The following is a 15,651-nucleotide window of genomic DNA, read 5'->3' on the forward strand; positions in this document are numbered from 1 at the left end:
ACCCATTTCCCCGGGATATCCACCAAGTAGTTGAACCGACACATACGTCCACCTGAGAAATCAAGATGCCCTGACACTCTCCGCTTTGAGATGGATCTTTCCCTGGTTTTGTAGGCGAGCCAGTAATACCGTCACACTTGCCGAACTCAGGGAAAGCATCCCCGCCAGGGCGTCTGGATCCTGGCTACCGGCTTGTTCAATCCGATGGAGAACTTCATCCTCTCGGGCCGCGAGCCATTCTTCAAAAAGTTGGTGCAGCTCCGGCTGGGCATAGGCCGCGAGCGCGGTGGTGCGCTGCATGGTTTCCAGCATTTCCGAGCACATCGCCATGCACGATCCCATCATTTGTTGCATGGGATTGCCACCTTCCGCGCCTTCCCCGTGCTGGTTCATCATCTTCTGCATCATCGCCATGGGACTCCCACCGCCTTGTCCCATCATTTTTTTCATCATTCCCATACCCATGGAGTTTCCACCCCTGGACTTTGCAGAATCGCCTTTTTCGTTGCCACTTTTTTCCGGTTCATCGGGTTTTGCTGATTCCATGATTACTCTCCTAAATTACTCAGATTTGTCACTGCCAACAGAATTCCTGGGCAGTTCCGGTTTCTCCGTTATCCACGAAGTCGAAAAAGGCTACCGTAGTGATAGGGGGGCAACGTAATCACGTCTACCTGTCGGAAGCCAGCGGGTTCTACCACAGTTCGCACCTGCTCCGGCGTCATGCGCAGTTCCGTGCGCGGTCCGCGTGCCTGTCCCAGCACCGGTGTTTCTTCCCGCGGGCGGGCATGCCAGTTGACGACGGCGAAAAGACCACCTGGTTTCAGGACGCGGGCGATCTCCCGGGCCAGGGCCGTCTGCTCGGGCACGCCGTGAAAGGTATTGGCCATGAGGCAATAATCTACCGGCTTCGGGAGCAGTTGATGCAGATCCATGGCGTCGCCTTGCAAAAAAGAACAGTTCCGCAACCCGGCGCACGCCGATTCCGCGGCAGCAAGCATTTGCTCGTCGAGATCAAGACCGAAGACTTCACCGTTTTCCACCTGTTTGGCGAGGGCAGCAGTGAAATAACCATCGCCGCAGCAAAGGTCCAAGACCGACATTCCTGTTGTTACGCCAAGATCCTGAACGACCCTCAAGGGATCGGGCCACAGCGCTTGCCACCAGTCTGGGTCAGGCATGATTGTCGCTGGGAATAAAGCCTCTTGCTTATCAACGTTCATGTAATCTTCCTCCTTACCCTTCCAGATCCTTGCGCATTTGCTGGTACTCTTCTCGAGTGATCTCCCCCCGGGCATAGCGCCGGTCCAGGGTTTCTCGCGGCGTTTCTGCGGATCCGGACGTTTTGTGGGAACCACCGCACATGGGGCCGCCGCCCATGCCACCGCGCATCATGAAAACCATAAAAACCACCATCAGCACCAAAAAAATCAGCGGAAAGATCCACCCCCATGGCATCCAGCCCCACCCTCCATTCATCCACATGACCTTGTCCTCCGGTCTAATGGGGAAGTACTGCCGTCAACATCCTCATCGGGGCTGAGCAACGGAGTATGAGCCCCTACCCAAGCCTGCAACGACTCCAGAATCCCTAACAATTCTGGGTCGGGAAGGCAGTAGTATACGAAGCTCCCGCGCCGTTCGGCGCGCACCAGTCCAGCCTCCCGTAGAATGCGCAAGTGGAAGGAGACATTGGTTTGGGGTAGCTCGGTGGCACGGATGATGTCGGTGACTGGTCGGCATTCCGTCCCCAACGCACAAAGGATGGACAGCCGGTTCGGTTCGGCCAGGACTTTGAAAATCGGGCTGAGCAATCGAGCGGGGCAGGACGCTTCCGGCATAACATTCTCCTTGATATGAGCACGCTCATACATGTATAGTTGCTTATATTGATGATAACGCATGCGGTTGTCAATAGGTTCGACTTTCGTGCTGCCATCTGGGAGGATTTTCATGCTGACGCTCATTCATTTTGACTTCTGCCCTTTCTGCCAGCGGGTGCGTTTGGCACTGGGTTACAAGGGAATCGTTTTTAATGAGCAGCCAGCACGCTTTTATGGTCCAGAGCACTTCCAATCGATTAGCGGTTTTGATCGACTACCTGTTGTCGAGTACCCCGATGGAAGTCGCCAGGGCGAATCTCTGGAGATCATCGCAGAACTGGATCGCCGTTTTCCGGAGACACCGCCGCTCTGGCGCGGAGCCATTAGCGACAAGGAGTGGGAAGGGGTGCAGGCATGGCGCGCGCGCATCAGTGGCCTGCTATTTCGACTGATCGCGCCCACATTGCCGCAATATGCCAGTCTCGGACAGGATTCCCGCGCAATGACCTATTACCGGGACCGTATGGAGAGTTGGCTGGGAGATACGCTGGAGGGGCTGCAGGAGCGTCGTAAGGAGTGGTATGCCGGAATGGAGGCCGATCTCCAGGAAGTTACCGAGCGCGTCGCCCACCATGGCTTCTATAATCCCGTGTTTTCTGTGGCCGACACGCTCATTACCGGGGATTTGACCGGCTTACGCCTATTGGAGGACATCCTGTTGCCACCGGAACTCACCACATACTTCGCACGCGTGGAAGCGGCTGCCCAGACCACGCTTCTGCCCACCGGGGGATAGCAACGACCGCCCTGGCTTTGTTCGTGAATCATCGGTAGTCGTCAAAACGGACCTCAGGCGCCCGGTAAGTAAGGGGGTGCTGCCCGCAGGTTGACAAGTGATCCTATCATTACTACATTGCTTCAAATGAACATAGAAGATAATGATCCGCGTTGTCTCGTCAGCTGCTTCGAACCAGCCAAAGTCGCTGCCGTGCGCATGCGTCTGGAACAAGATGAATCCGATATCAAAGCCGTTGTGCGCATATTTGATGTGCTGGGAAATCGAACGCGTCTGCGCATCCTGCTTGCTTTGGCGTCCGAAGAGCTTTGTGTCTGTGACATTGCGCACGTGCTCAACCTCAGTATCAGTGCAGCTTCTCATCAATTACGTGCATTACACGACCGGGACTGGTTGCGCATGCGTAATGATGGAAAGATGGTCTACTACCGCACCGATCCTCAGAAAGTAAAACAACTGCTCAGCATGACAAACGCCTTCCTGGAAGCCCGGATTGCGCAGCAGAAAGCAGGATAGGGGGCTGCATGGATTGGTTGGGTACAGTACTCGATTATTCCAAAGAGTTCGGAGAAGTCGCGGTTTTTGGATTCTTGTTTGCAGGTTTTTTGCAGGCTGTGGCAAGACCTACGGTGGTGGCCAGGTACCTATCGGGATACTCTTTGTGGCGCGCCAATGCGATCGGCGCTACGGTTGGATTTTTTACCCCCTTGTGTTGTTGCACGGCGATTCCTACCGCACTGGCACTTTGGCGTGGAGGTAGTCGCCCCGGGCCTGCCTGCGCCTTCTTAATTGCGACCCCTTGGTTCAATTGGTACGGACTGGTCGCGCTATGGATATTTCTGGGATGGCAAATGGCATTAGTCGTCGCTGGATCGGGAGTGTTCATCGCTTTTCTCACGGGAATGATCATCGATTGGCAGTCTCCCAATGAGCGTGCTCCTCGACCCTTGCCAACAGATGTGCCAGAAACGGTCTGTACGACAACATCCTGTTCCGTCAAAAGTGGTTCCGCCTGTTGTTCTACGGTGGATACTGATGGGAGTGGGGAGTTCTTCGATTTCTCTCACCTGTGGCAAAAACTACAGATGGCCGGGACTAACGCCTGGGCCTTGGCACGGGAGCTTTTACCCTGGATTGCTGCGGGAATATTAATTGGTGCTACGGTCAAGACCTGGCTTCCCACTGCGTGGATCAGCGCCCTGGAGATCCGTGGCTGGCTGACCCCCGTGCTGGCTCTGGTGCTCGCAACGCTCCTCTATGCAGATAGCCTGGGATCGTTACCGCTGGTCAACGCGCTGTTGCAAAAAGGATTGGGGCCTGGGAATGGTATGATTCTGCTCATTGCCGGCGTGGGCTCAAACATCGCCACGCTCGGCCCCATTTATCGCGAAATGGGGACCCGTGTTGCCATTCTATACGCCTGCTGTGTCATGACCCTGGCGCTTCTATTGGGGATATTGTGGAATCTCTTTCTGTAGTTTAAAAGCGAATAAATAAAGGACACTCTGATTTAGCTTCCTGATATAATGTAAGTACTCCTGAGTCGATAATGTGGATCTCGTGAACGACTGCTTTCGCTGCTTATGTGTCATTGGGTGTAGCGCAAACACAAGTGATGTCAGTAGGCGCCAGGATGAAACTTTATTGTCCACCATCACCGGGTCGGCAAAGGCGGTGGGGCTACTCAGGATGATACTTCGTGAAACGTGGAAATTGTTCAAAACGTAGAATCAATGGGATACGGCTGATCCAAGATGATACTCTATTGACCGTTAACATCAGAACGCATGCATCCGTGTCCAAGCCGCAGAAATGGACATCCTGAATTTTCAAATCTAAAAAAGTTTTCTTAAGCCCAGGGGTCAAACAACTGTAGCTAGACTTTTGGAAAATCATGCTCCTATCTGGCAAGTCTAGAGCCAGCGAAAAACCAGGCTCATGCTTTCCGCAATCTTTCCAATGGAGAAGCTTGCGGTAATTTGATGTAGTTGGATTGAAAAACTGAGTGGCCGCAACGTGCGCATAACCAGGTAGCAACTCCTGTATTTTTGGCAATATATGTTGTGTTTCAAAAGAGATAAATGCTTGCTGCACATCCACAATTAGGAGTAGTACAGAAGAATCAACTCCATATTTGAATTCATGCATTTTATACCCTATGACTGGTAACGCTTCAGATAATACAGCGCATCCCGCAAGGCCACCTGCACTTCCTCTAACTGGTTCGCCAAAAATGGGGGCGGTAACGTGCGGAGTTGCGGGTCGAGCAAAGAACGCCAGTAATCCATGAGCATCTTTAAATCAGGTTCCTGCTCATAATCAGAATCCTGATTCCAATGCAATCCAATAACGGGCATGGAAGTGACCATACCTCCAACTTCTTTTCGCTGGCCAGGCTGATTCAATGATTGATATGGCTCCACAGGATTTCTTTGCACAGAGGACATGATCGTTACCCTTCGCCTTTCTTCACTAAATACACCGCCGTTCCATACGCGACCACTTCTTGCATGATATTCCCATTGCCCGAGTCAAACTCGCCAGAATCAAACCGCATAGCCAGGACAGCATTTGCACTCAAGGCTTCGGCATTATTTCCCAGTTCCTGCAGGGCATCTTCCCGGGTCTGATTCGCCATGTTCGTATCGCCCCGCTGCTTGCCGCCAAAAGCCGACGCGATATTACCCAGGCTGCGTCCAATCATGTTACGTGAGCGAATAACCGTACCAAACACCGTCCCGAAGTTTTTCTCAATGGTCATCCCTTCAACACTATCTGTCGTAAAAATGTGCATGTCACACCTCCTGTTGTCTCACAAAATATCGATCCGCAAAGCGTTTCAACTCCGGCTGCGTCCAGCCACGAATGCCTGCAGAGACCTGCATGGGCTTCGCCAACTTTCCTTCTTTCACCCATCGATATAAAGTCGCTTCTGAAATTCCCAGGTATTTAGCGGCCGTCTTAGGTCGCATAAATACCGGCCATCCATCCGTCTGGTACGCTTCGCTCATCGCCTCACCTCACTTACATTCACTGAATCGCTTATCTTATGAAGTAGTAGCCACATGCGGTTCCGTTTCCACGGAGTGCGGTTGCTCCTCACCAGGACCAGACAGGGTTTTCGTCGGCTTTTCCTGGTACCGGTCGATAAACTCCTCGATCAATCCCAGAATCTTTTGCTGCCCCTGTTTTAATGCCTGCTCTTTGGCACGTAGATCCTTACGCAACTGCAACACCCGATCCGCTGACTCCGCCATCCCTCTTGCTGCCTCAGCGGCCGCCTTGTACTGTTCCACCGCCTTTTTTCCGGAAAACCATTTACGCTCTAATTCCATGCCCAGATGCACGGCGTGATCGTAAGCTTCCTCATAGTCTTCACGGTCCGCATGCGCCGCGATGAGTTTTTGTGTCAGTTCGTCCATCCCACTAAAAATACCCTGCACACGGACCTCAAAATCATGGAACACGTCATCCACCGCCACCCGCGCCGCATCTGATGGAATGCAGCGCATCAAGCTGTGGTCCACCAAAATTCTTCTTTGCATTTCACGCAATATATTCAATCGGTTCTGCGCCAGTTCCACGACTAACCGATGTTGGGCATTTTCAAGTTGCTGTTCCTGCTCGAGAATGAGTTTATCCAACATATTGCCGGTATCCATTGACACCTCTGTTTGCTCAAAATCCATGACCGCTGCCATATTCCTCTCCTTTATTTCGGGGGATACACCCAATGCTGATGATTCAGAACCACCGCCTTGTTACGGGCATCAATCCGTGTAATCAGGGCGCCATCCAATCGACTGCCGACATGCACCAAGGCCACCTGCCCTGCTGGCGTTTGTACGACGGCATGGGTTCCATGTACCGCAATCGTGAGCCAGCCTTTTGCCGTAACGGCGGGCGCGGGCGGGGTAACTTCCTTGCCTTTCGATGGCGGAACGGCCTTTCTCGCCAGGGCTACAATTCCGTTGGGTCCCGTTGCCGAAGTGGCCTTCATTGCGGCTAAACCACTCTGTACAGGTGCTGGCACGGCACGTTCACGCAGCGCCAGTCTTGCATCGGCCGCAGATTGTTCCGCCTGACGGATCTGCACTTTCAGTTGCATGTTTTCCGCTGTCAGATTCCCCACGGTTTTTTGAAGCCGCGCCCTCCCCTTATCCAGGCTGGTGATAGAGGCCTGGGCAGATGCCAGTTTTTTACGCACCTGTTCCAACTGGCTCTGGGACGACGCCAATTGCTTTGTGGTATGCACTATGCCCAATTCCATCCATTTGGGCAGTTGCTGCACCGACGCCCTCTCCTTTTTTGCCAGTGCTGCTGAATCGGTCTTCCCACTGCTTCGGTGTACCCCTTGCGAAGCAAACCAGATCGGCCCCTGCCAAACGAGGTACTCATAGGCCAGCACCATGCAGCCCATCATAGACACCACGCCTAGAACCACCACGGCGCGCCCTCGCCAGGAGCGAGCCCCGGAATGGCCTTGCCTGGATTCTGGGGCTGATGGTGACCTTTCATTTTTTGCAGGGGATGGCGTTATGGGCCTTCCCGGTAAATGTTCGGTCAACATGCTCTCATGCACCTTTTTTGAGCCCATCATAGACATGAGGTACGGAACCACGCACGGGTTTCAACAGCATGACGTCTGGATGGGATGCGCCCTTTTTAAGCACATACAACACCGCTTTTTTATACAGATTATGGCCGGTATGCAGTATCAACACGGTACGATCCCCCAAAAGCTTCGCGTGATAATGGTTTCCCACATCCACAACGTCGGCTTGCGCGATCTTCCCTTTGAATGTCACCGCCGTACCACCACTGTTGACTTTCACCACTTGAAAGGGAACCGTGCCTGCCCAACTGGCAGGCGCCATCGCAAACATCACCGCCATGACTGCCGATACACACATCGCTTTTTTCATATTGCACACCCCTTGTTTATCCACGTTTAAACCGTTGACCAAACCATCCCCTCACAGATAACCCAACCATCCGAAAATTACCGCGCATCAGGCGCCGATAATTCGTCACCCAAAAACTACCGATATCATTGCGTAACTCAGCTTCCACAGCCTCGTGGCAAGCATTTAATAACCGCTTCTTACTATCCCCTACATAATCCTTCATCTTCATTTCCTCACTATTTATCCTGGAGACTTTTATTGTATCAGTGAGGTTTTCGCATTTTTTTTCGCAAAAGTGCTGGACTGTTTAAGTAATCGGCAAAAAGTACAGTTGCGCATCGTGTCGCTGGCGTCCGGCTGCATCGTATAAAGATAACTCCCTTTACACTGGCTACAGTGATTCAAGACGACCAATTTGCGGTGATAATCCCGCCACAGGTAAAAAGCTTTTTCCATTTGCAGATCTTCCACCCAGGGCACCAACTCTCTGAATCGTTGGTACGCCATCAGGAAAATCTCAGGGCTCTTAATATCCTCGCTCAATTCGTACATCTGGAGGATTTTGACAAAAGCGATACCTTCTCTGACCGCCCGGTGGGACCGCAAATACACAGAGGAATAAATAGGCGTCTGGCCCTTGGCGGGGAAACCATGTACATTTTTCCAAAGTGCGTTGAGTTGGGCGCGGTTAATCCGCGTTACCGCTTCCACATTGATAGGACGAACCCCTCCGGCAATGAGGAAATGCGCTATTTGCCATCCATGTAAGCGGCTACCTTCCAGGCATTTAATACCCAATGGCAATTCTGTTAGCTGCATCCGGGTTTTCATCGACTACCACCTGCGATGCTGATGACATAGCTGCCCAATTCTTCCGCCTGAATTTCACCGGAGATAACCCCTTCCATCAGTGTCCAGGCGGTATCCGGCATGTCCGATCTAAGTACGGGCATAACGGTCAGCACCTTGGCTATTTCTGCGAGAGTTTGATAGGGCGCTGCTGCTATTTTTTCAATGACCGGTCGCGGCAGTTTGAACATGCCCATAGCCATATTCATATCGACCTCGCCAACACTTTTTAGGAGCATCAGATAACCGAGATTCAGGTTGTTCAGGTTTCTGCGAATATGTTTGATGGAGGGCGGCAATGTTACCGGCTTGGCATCTATATCCTGTGCGCGGGCCATGGTTACGCTCCGTTGATATGATGGGAGAGCTTGGCAAACCATTCTGCCGCCTCTGTAATGGATGGCTGAACCTGCTCCTTGATATATTTCGGCAAAGTTTCCCAAAGGGTGTCCGGTTCGACATTTTTCAGCAGGTCGAAGCACACAAAGCATTGCAAGATATTGGACTGAATCTCAATCGGAGAGGGTTCTGAATTGCGCAGTTCCTGGGTAGCCGCCGCTGCTTTTTCTACGGAGTCGAAAAACGCATCATCGTATTCCCCGCCAATCCCGGTCCCGGCCATGACCTGCCGGTAAGCAGACATCTCCTCTGTGGATTCAGTGGGTTGATTATTCACCGATTCTACGCCCACAGAAGGAGTGATGGTGTGTATTTTGGGTTTGGGCTTCGGGAACACTTCACGCACTTTTCTAGCACCATCCGCCAACCCATCAGCCAATGCCTGGAAGTTTTCTGGGTGCGATTTATATACCGCCGGAAGCTCGGTCATGGCATCCTTAATCTCTCCTTTCAGAACCCGTGTCGCGGCCACTTCCCCCGATTCGCCGCAGGTCTTCAGGAGCGCTATGGCTGAGGCAAAATCACTGGACCGTTTGACCGTACCAGAACTGAGATTCCATTCTTCTGCCACTTTATCTGCTGTTCTTCCTTGCTCCTTTTCTTCTGTATTTTCTGAGTTGGCCCTGATGGATGATCTATGGTCACGAACGCGTTGATAAATGCGTCCTAGTGTTAAAGCTCTTTCTTCATCCGTCAGGTTACGTCGTCCTAACTGGTTTTTATCGACCCAATCTAATACGGCATCCAGACTATCAAAATGCCTACTGATCGTTTTGAATTCCAGATGATGTTTTTGGGTAATGGCATATCTATGGTGACCATCAACGAGTATTTTTTCATGCTCTCTTTCCCATACCATCAGCGCATCACGAACCCCTTCATTAAGGATGCTGGCTTCCAGGTTGGCGAGTTCTTCTGGTTTGAGGGGATACAGCAGATCTTCTATTTCCGGCAAGATGATCAGGCCCGTCGAATCCATCAAGCTTTCTCCATGAGCGAATCATGCCTGAAAAACTATATGCGCTTTTATGTCTTGTCAAACTATTTTTTTAATGCGTTTAATTACGGTTAATTTAAGCATGAAAACGATTATAAATAATCGTAAAAACGATGATATCTATTATAAAAACGGTTATATATATCTTCAATCTATTCTGTTACGAAATAACTTTTATTGACACTTTGCATAAAACGATCGACTAAGCGGTGTCGTACCATCCACCCTGAGAGTTCCATCTGTTTTTTGGACGCGATAGCCAAAATGGATCACAGCAAGACTCCTTTTAAACCGTTCCACCGCTTCTCTACCCTGCTTTTTCCACAAACATAACCAAAACCAAGATAGAAAACGTGGATACCTCTTTTATTCCTCGTATTCTGGCACAAGCTGCAGCTATTGCAGCATAAACATTAGTGATACCTCTTTTATTCCTCGTTTATCCCTCGTATTCGCGCACAAGCTATAGCTAACGCTTCATAACCCTTAGTGATACCTCGTTTATTCCTCTTTTATTCCTCGTTTATCCGCACGGATAAAAAATTGCTGCAGACAAATAGGGCAAGACCGCCTTTCCCCAGCGTAGGCACCCGCTTTTCCCCGCATTTTATGGTTATCGGCGAAATCCGCCCTTCAGACGTTTAGATTTCTCTGGAATCGGGGTTGTCGGCATTCTCCCTCTCCGACCCCTATCCTGCGGTCATCAAAACCTGGTTACTCACCCAGAATGTTCCCCATCCCATGCGCATCTTCACGTGGTTACCCGCTCCTTTTTTGCTTAAGCAAACGGCGCTCTGCATTTTGGTGTCCGGCTGGATTTTCAAGCCATTAGACGGCGCGACACCCCAAAACGATCTGTTCTAACATCGCACCTGTGATCTCTAAATACTATGTATATATAAAGGGACAAAAAACGCGAATGTGATCTATTAGAGAACAAAACCTGTTTTGATCTCTAAATACTATATGTAGAGCCACAATTGCGATTCTTGCCATCGAGGTAAAAAACCGCGACGAAGCTACGCCAAAGGTGGGCACATAGGGCAAGGAAAGGCGAGAAATACAGCCAAGCCCAGAGGCTCATGCAGAGAAACCTGTCGAAGGCCATGTCACGAACAGGGATAGGGAATAGGGACAACAAGCACGCTGTGGAACATCATCAGCAGACGGGTAATGGGGTTCTAGCAGTCAACAACTCCGCCCTAATAAAGGACGGAGCTTGCATCTAGCTCCACCGCAACTCTGCATACTTTTGCAAGCGTGCAGCTTTGGCTTCGTTGCCTGATGTTTCAGGGACGGCTGACAATCGCCCCGTCCTTGCCCAGACCTGCCGGACAAGAAGCGTTCTCATACTGATATTCCTGCTTGCCACTAAATCGGCATGAAGTGTATGACCACATTTTGCACAGACAAAGAGTAAGCCGTTATTTGGCCTATTCTCTCGTCCAATATGTCCACATATTGGGCATGTCTTACTCGTGTAATCTGCATCGACCCAAATCGGTACGCCACCCGACAAACGGGTTTTGTACGCGGTTTTGGCCTGCACCTCCGCAAAACTCCAACTGCTGACTTTGCGGTTGGCCTTACGCCGTTTCACCGAAGCCTTCTTTGAGTGACGACGCTCGGTACGATCACGGATGTCTTTTAACCACTCCAAACCGACCATCGCGTGTGGCTCCGCGATGGCCTTACCGACGCAGTGTGCTGTATCTGCATTTAGCCGTCTTTCTCGCAGGGCCAGTTTTCTTAAAACGGCTTTGGCTCCGCGAGTGCCCTTTGCTTGCAGCGCACTCCGTGTACTGGCGGCACGTTCGGCTAAATGCCTTTGATGCCCACCATGATAAAAACGACATTTGCCTAACGTGTTAGATTCAACTGCGATATTCCTACGGTTCAAATCTACACCCTTGACGGTGGTAATGTTATCCGTCGCTTTGGTGTTCAACGCTTTTTCGACAGAAACCAGCAGATACCATGCTTTGGATACCGGGTCCTGCCAGAGTTTGGCGGCACCCAAAGTGATCCCATGATCCAGTGTGTGTTCTAGCCATTCCAAATGGCGATTCCATCCTTCGTATCGGCACCGGATGCGGCCCTGCAAAGTACCGATGCTGACCGTTTGTTCTTTCCCCAAAGCCCAATCCCGGCGATGGTTCAAGGTCACGGTCATGGCGGTGAACTTCGGGGCCTTGTCGAGCCCTTTGTAGCGCCGCTTCGTCCAGCCTTTCGCCTTGTGTGCGGCATTGGATTTGTCACGCTCCCAGAGGGTTTTGTACGCCGCCGCCACCTGCCGTGGCGCGTTGCAGGCCATTTGAGAAGGCAGTCCGAATTTCTCTCGCAAATCCTGGTACACCAACGTCTGCAGTTTCATGCCTTGCGACATCTTTCCATTGGCAAAAGCCACGGCGGATGCATGGTTCAAAGCATTACGGTAAGCCAACGCCGTGCTATGCACCGCTTCTGCCTGTTCTTTGGTCAGCAGCAGTTTTAACTTGCACGTCAGTGCCTGGGTGGTTGGCAATTTATCCATATTCACATCAATACGCTATCACTTGCTATTTGTGAAGCATAGCCGCTACGCGGCGGCGCTATCCCTCCCCGCCCTGAACGGCGGGGATTCCCGCGCAAAATGGTTGAACCAAGGGCTGAGGTGATGCAACCATGCACTTCAGGTATCTAAGGCGGTTACAGGGCAAACATGGGGCATAAAAAGGCATCTGCAAGAAACAGAGGCAATGTCCATGCTGAACATCGCATACAGGACGGCATAGAGAGGCTACAGAAGGCAAATTGATGAAGAGAGCTACCCAAGCACCAACAGAGCAACAAAATGACGTGCAGGGCAAATATGGGGCATTCCTGAAAGCAAGTGGCTCTTGCCCTGATGAAAAGGTTTGGAATCGCCCATGCCGGGAGCAACCCATGCCGGGAGCAACCCATGCCGGGAGTAACCCATGCTGGGAGCAAGCCTTCAGGATGTGCTTGGGCTTACAGCAACCTTCAGTGATGGGGTTAACAACTGTTGCCGATAATACGGAACTTTATGAATAAATATACAGTCATATTGTGGTATGAAATTAAGCGCATGGGCAAAAAGTCAGGGTGTGTCGTATCGCACCGCATGTGAGTGGTTCAAAAACGGGGCATTGCCCGTACCTGCCCGCCAGTTGGCGACAGGGACTATTCTGGTGGACGTGTCAGAAGTATCCATAGGCAAGACCGTCGTGTATGCGCGGGTTTCCAGTCATGACCAGAAACCGCAACTGGATGGGCAGGTGGCACGCTGTGTGACCTTTGCAAACGCGCGCGGGTTCTCTGTGAGCGAAACCATCACCGAAGTAGGGTCCGGCATGAATGGGCACCGAAAAAAGTTGTTGCGTTTGCTCGGAGATCAGACCGTGGAGCGCATTGTCGTGGAACACCGTGACCGACTGATGCGCTTTGGCGCGGAATATGTAGAAGCGGCCCTGGCTGCACGAGGCGGAACCTTGCTGGTCGTGGAGGCATCAGAACTCAAAGACGATCTGGTTCAGGATATGATTTCCGTCCAGACCTCTTTCTGTGCCCGATTGTATGGGCGGCGCTCCGCAAAACATCGGGCGGAAAAGGCGATGGCAGTGATGGCAGCGGGCGGCATAGCCCCAGTAATGAGGGCTGAATGATTACGCTGCACACCCGTATTCGCAACCTCACGCCGGAGCAGGATGCGGCCTTATCCACCTATGCAGAACGCTTCAATCGCGTAGCCCATCATCTTGCGACGGATATGGCCAAGGAAAAACGTACCGGTGCATCGTTCAAAAAGGCGTATCTACGCCGTTTTACGTTGACCGCCCGCCAATTCAATGCGATATGTCTGTCTGTGGAGGGTCTCGCTAGTAACCGCCTGGAAAACTTGAAAAACCAGGAAAATATGCTGAGTGATAAAATCCTTGCGCTCCAAAAACTCTTGCCCAAGATAGTGTTGCAAATACAAAAAGCCGGAGCGGAACAAAAGCCGGATACGGTCATACAGCGGCTGAAAAATCGTTTGCACCAAAAGAAACGAAAGCTCGTAAATCTGTTGGAGAGACAATCTCAGGTCATTCATGAACAGCAACGGCCACTCGGATCCGGGCTCTGCTTCGGCGGGAGGAAGCTGTTTCATGCACAACATCATTTGCAGGAAAATGGTTACCAAAACCACGCGGAATGGCTGGCGGACTGGAAATTGGCGCGGTCTCGCCAGTTTTTCGTGCTGGGATCCAATGATGAAACGGCAGGATGTCAGGGATGTGTCGCCCGAATACAGAGCGACGGGACTTTTCTGCTGGACCTGCGGCTGCCGGGAACAGAAGAAAAGCGGGTGACCATCGGGCCGCTCCAGTTCCCCTACGAAGCAGAAAAACTCCGTAATGTCGTAGCGCTACATGCCCAATTATCCAAAGAGAACCTGCCTCGAATCACGAAACAGTCCAAGGCCGGTAAACCGTATTCCCGTATTGTGTATCCCGAAGCACTCAGCGCGTTGTCCTGGCGTTTTCAGCGGGGCAAGGATCAAAAAGGCTGGCGGGTGATGGTGAGTTTTCAACAACCCTTGCAGGGTGCGAACCCCGCTGCTGCCGTTCAAACCCATATTCAGGCCGGAGCCATTGGTGTTGACCTGAATGCGGACCATTTGGCCTGGGCGGAACTGGACCGTTTTGGTAACCCCCTGGAAACAGGCAATATCCCTTGTGTGACTTATGGGAAAACCGCAACGCAGGCAGAAGCGCTCATTGAGGCGGCGGCCATCGCGCTCACCCAACGGGCCAAACAGACAGGCAAGCAGCTGGTTTTGGAAAAGCTGGACTTCTCCCAAAAGAAAACGCAACTCAGTGAAGTGGACGGCCCGCGTTACGCACGCATGCTGTCCAGTCTGTCTTATCGAAAGATTCATGATGCCATTGCTGCACGTGCCGCCAAAGACGGGGTGGAAATAAAAACCGTCAATCCCAAATTCACTTCTGTGTTGGGACGCATCAACTATGCGGCGCGTTATGGACTGACCGTGCATCAGGGCGCAGCCGTGGTCATCGGGCGCAGGGCTTTCGACCGGTTTGCGAAGAACCCGCATACCGGGAAAAATTTCAAGGAATTCGGACTTCGGGAAATGCCGATAGGTCGAACAGGGCGTGATGGCCGCAAGACCATCACCGCACCGGATGGACGTGGTGCGCAGGTCACCTTCTCTTATCCCGCGTGGAATGAGCAGAAGCATGTGTGGACCCTGTTAGGCAAAGTTTCCCGGAAGATGAAAGCGGCGCTTGCAGCGCAGCGTGTGGCGGGGCAATCCGACCATCCGGAACGTATGGTGAAGTCCGCAAGGAGGAAGCCAGAGGTCCCGGTTGCGGCGGCGGTTTAGGCCGCCCTATACGCTTACCGGTGGGAGTCCGGTACGTGAGCCGACAACATCGTTCGGTCGGCGGGATTTCGGTCCTTTGGGTCCGTGGAATATTTTTCTATGGATTGAGCAACGGTAATATAGGGACAGGATGTAAGCGGTTCCATTCACAACGGAGAACAGGCGCAATGTTGCATTGGCTTTTTGGGACGCCGACAGGTTTTGTGTTTTTGCTGGTTGCAGGTATTCTCGTCGGTTTGGCGATTTATGCTCTACCGGTGTTACTGGCCTGGAGCCTGGGGAGTCCTTACTTTTTAGGAATAACCTTGCTGTGTTTACTGCTCGGCTGGACGGTCATTGGCTGGATAGCGGCGTTGGTATGGGCGATGGCGTCGGGCAGAGATGTGGCTTTTGATGAAGAAGCTGATGACGCAGTAAATGCAGACCGGCATTCGCATTCCCGGTTCTAGTTTTCTGTTGCTGGCCGCGTATCCGGTGCAAACCATGATTTCGGC

At 51.9% G+C, this 15,651-nt stretch carries 22 protein-coding genes; 6 read left to right on the plus strand and 16 right to left on the minus strand.

Annotated elements, in window-relative coordinates:
• Positions 1-60: 60 nt before the first annotated feature.
• The 4 genes from GCD22_RS06870 to GCD22_RS06885 all read right to left on the minus strand — a co-directional run bounded on the left by GCD22_RS06870 (position 61) and on the right by GCD22_RS06885 (position 1,841).
• Positions 61-546 (minus strand): cyclic nucleotide-binding domain-containing protein, encoded by a 486-nt coding sequence (locus tag GCD22_RS06870; protein WP_244947596.1) that lies wholly within the window; start codon positions 544-546, stop codon positions 61-63.
• Positions 547-614: 68 nt separating this feature from the next.
• Complete coding sequence (locus tag GCD22_RS06875; RefSeq protein WP_342353876.1) at positions 615-1,298, minus strand: class I SAM-dependent methyltransferase; 684 nt, start codon at positions 1,296-1,298, stop codon at positions 615-617.
• Positions 1,237-1,458 (minus strand): SHOCT domain-containing protein, encoded by a 222-nt coding sequence (locus GCD22_RS06880; protein WP_004872732.1) that lies wholly within the window; start codon positions 1,456-1,458, stop codon positions 1,237-1,239. Before GCD22_RS06880 ends, GCD22_RS06875 begins: the two co-directional genes overlap by 62 nt.
• Positions 1,459-1,475: 17 nt before the next feature.
• Positions 1,476-1,841 carry an ArsR/SmtB family transcription factor gene (locus GCD22_RS06885; RefSeq protein ID WP_226832890.1) on the minus strand — a complete coding sequence of 122 codons (366 nt, stop codon included), beginning with the start codon at positions 1,839-1,841 and terminating at the stop codon, positions 1,476-1,478.
• Positions 1,842-1,953: 112 nt separating this feature from the next.
• Between GCD22_RS06885 and GCD22_RS06890 the strand changes: the two genes are divergently transcribed.
• The 3 genes from GCD22_RS06890 (at position 1,954) to GCD22_RS06900 (ending at position 4,097) form a co-directional block, all read left to right on the plus strand.
• Positions 1,954-2,619: a glutathione S-transferase gene (locus tag GCD22_RS06890; RefSeq protein WP_153940510.1), complete on the plus strand. Its 666-nt coding sequence runs from the start codon at positions 1,954-1,956 to the stop codon at positions 2,617-2,619.
• Positions 2,620-2,745: 126 nt separating this feature from the next.
• Positions 2,746-3,135, plus strand: coding sequence for an ArsR/SmtB family transcription factor (locus GCD22_RS06895; RefSeq protein ID WP_153940511.1), 390 nt, complete (start codon positions 2,746-2,748; stop codon positions 3,133-3,135).
• Between the two features lie 8 nt (positions 3,136-3,143).
• The gene (locus GCD22_RS06900; protein ID WP_153940512.1) at positions 3,144-4,097 is read left to right on the plus strand and encodes a permease; all 954 of its coding nucleotides are present in this window, start codon (positions 3,144-3,146) and stop codon (positions 4,095-4,097) included.
• Between the two features lie 202 nt (positions 4,098-4,299).
• On the opposite strand, the gene GCD22_RS06905 is transcribed toward GCD22_RS06900, so the two are convergent.
• The 12 genes from GCD22_RS06905 to GCD22_RS06960 form a co-directional block, all read right to left on the minus strand.
• On the minus strand, positions 4,300-4,767 hold the full coding sequence (locus tag GCD22_RS06905) for an isochorismatase family protein (protein ID WP_153940513.1): 468 nt from the start codon (positions 4,765-4,767) through the stop codon (positions 4,300-4,302).
• A gap of 8 nt (positions 4,768-4,775) precedes the next feature.
• Positions 4,776-4,976 carry a hypothetical protein gene (locus GCD22_RS06910; protein WP_153940514.1) on the minus strand — a complete coding sequence of 67 codons (201 nt, stop codon included), beginning with the start codon at positions 4,974-4,976 and terminating at the stop codon, positions 4,776-4,778.
• A 95-nt stretch (positions 4,977-5,071) separates the two neighbouring features.
• Entirely contained in the window at positions 5,072-5,413 is a 342-nt protein-coding gene (locus tag GCD22_RS06915) for a YbjQ family protein (RefSeq protein WP_153940515.1), read from the minus strand.
• Position 5,414: 1 nt separating this feature from the next.
• Positions 5,415-5,630 carry a helix-turn-helix domain-containing protein gene (locus tag GCD22_RS06920; RefSeq protein ID WP_153940516.1) on the minus strand — a complete coding sequence of 72 codons (216 nt, stop codon included), beginning with the start codon at positions 5,628-5,630 and terminating at the stop codon, positions 5,415-5,417.
• A 36-nt stretch (positions 5,631-5,666) separates the two neighbouring features.
• A complete protein-coding gene (locus tag GCD22_RS06925) occupies positions 5,667-6,320 on the minus strand; it encodes a hypothetical protein (RefSeq protein ID WP_153940517.1) in 654 nt (217 codons plus the stop codon).
• Positions 6,321-6,331: 11 nt separating this feature from the next.
• Positions 6,332-7,189 carry an HlyD family secretion protein gene (locus GCD22_RS06930; protein WP_153940518.1) on the minus strand — a complete coding sequence of 286 codons (858 nt, stop codon included), beginning with the start codon at positions 7,187-7,189 and terminating at the stop codon, positions 6,332-6,334.
• 4 nt (positions 7,190-7,193) lie between these two features.
• Positions 7,194-7,544 (minus strand): hypothetical protein, encoded by a 351-nt coding sequence (locus GCD22_RS06935; RefSeq protein WP_153940519.1) that lies wholly within the window; start codon positions 7,542-7,544, stop codon positions 7,194-7,196.
• Between the two features lie 16 nt (positions 7,545-7,560).
• The gene (locus GCD22_RS06940) at positions 7,561-7,749 is read right to left on the minus strand and encodes a hypothetical protein (RefSeq protein ID WP_024895300.1); all 189 of its coding nucleotides are present in this window, start codon (positions 7,747-7,749) and stop codon (positions 7,561-7,563) included.
• A gap of 32 nt (positions 7,750-7,781) precedes the next feature.
• A complete protein-coding gene (locus GCD22_RS06945; RefSeq protein WP_024895299.1) occupies positions 7,782-8,357 on the minus strand; it encodes a FlhC family transcriptional regulator in 576 nt (191 codons plus the stop codon).
• The gene (locus tag GCD22_RS06950; RefSeq protein ID WP_153940520.1) at positions 8,354-8,713 is read right to left on the minus strand and encodes a flagellar transcriptional regulator FlhD; all 360 of its coding nucleotides are present in this window, start codon (positions 8,711-8,713) and stop codon (positions 8,354-8,356) included. Before GCD22_RS06950 ends, GCD22_RS06945 begins: the two co-directional genes overlap by 4 nt.
• Positions 8,714-8,715: 2 nt before the next feature.
• Positions 8,716-9,756: a ParB N-terminal domain-containing protein gene (locus GCD22_RS06955; protein ID WP_153940521.1), complete on the minus strand. Its 1,041-nt coding sequence runs from the start codon at positions 9,754-9,756 to the stop codon at positions 8,716-8,718.
• 1,240 nt (positions 9,757-10,996) lie between these two features.
• Positions 10,997-12,304: an RNA-guided endonuclease InsQ/TnpB family protein gene (locus tag GCD22_RS06960; protein ID WP_153940522.1), complete on the minus strand. Its 1,308-nt coding sequence runs from the start codon at positions 12,302-12,304 to the stop codon at positions 10,997-10,999.
• A gap of 541 nt (positions 12,305-12,845) precedes the next feature.
• Here GCD22_RS06960 and GCD22_RS06965 point away from each other — a divergent pair.
• From GCD22_RS06965 to GCD22_RS06975, 3 genes are all read left to right on the plus strand, one after another.
• Complete coding sequence (locus GCD22_RS06965; protein ID WP_081577566.1) at positions 12,846-13,436, plus strand: IS607 family transposase; 591 nt, start codon at positions 12,846-12,848, stop codon at positions 13,434-13,436.
• The gene (locus GCD22_RS06970; RefSeq protein ID WP_081577567.1) at positions 13,433-15,157 is read left to right on the plus strand and encodes an IS200/IS605 family accessory protein TnpB-related protein; all 1,725 of its coding nucleotides are present in this window, start codon (positions 13,433-13,435) and stop codon (positions 15,155-15,157) included. The genes GCD22_RS06965 and GCD22_RS06970 overlap by 4 nt, the downstream gene beginning before the upstream one ends.
• Positions 15,158-15,324: 167 nt before the next feature.
• Complete coding sequence (locus GCD22_RS06975) at positions 15,325-15,606, plus strand: superinfection immunity protein (RefSeq protein ID WP_153940523.1); 282 nt, start codon at positions 15,325-15,327, stop codon at positions 15,604-15,606.
• Positions 15,607-15,651 lie beyond the last annotated feature (45 nt).

It is taken from the genome of Acidithiobacillus thiooxidans ATCC 19377, assembly GCF_009662475.1.
GTDB lineage: Bacteria > Pseudomonadota > Gammaproteobacteria > Acidithiobacillales > Acidithiobacillaceae > Acidithiobacillus > Acidithiobacillus thiooxidans.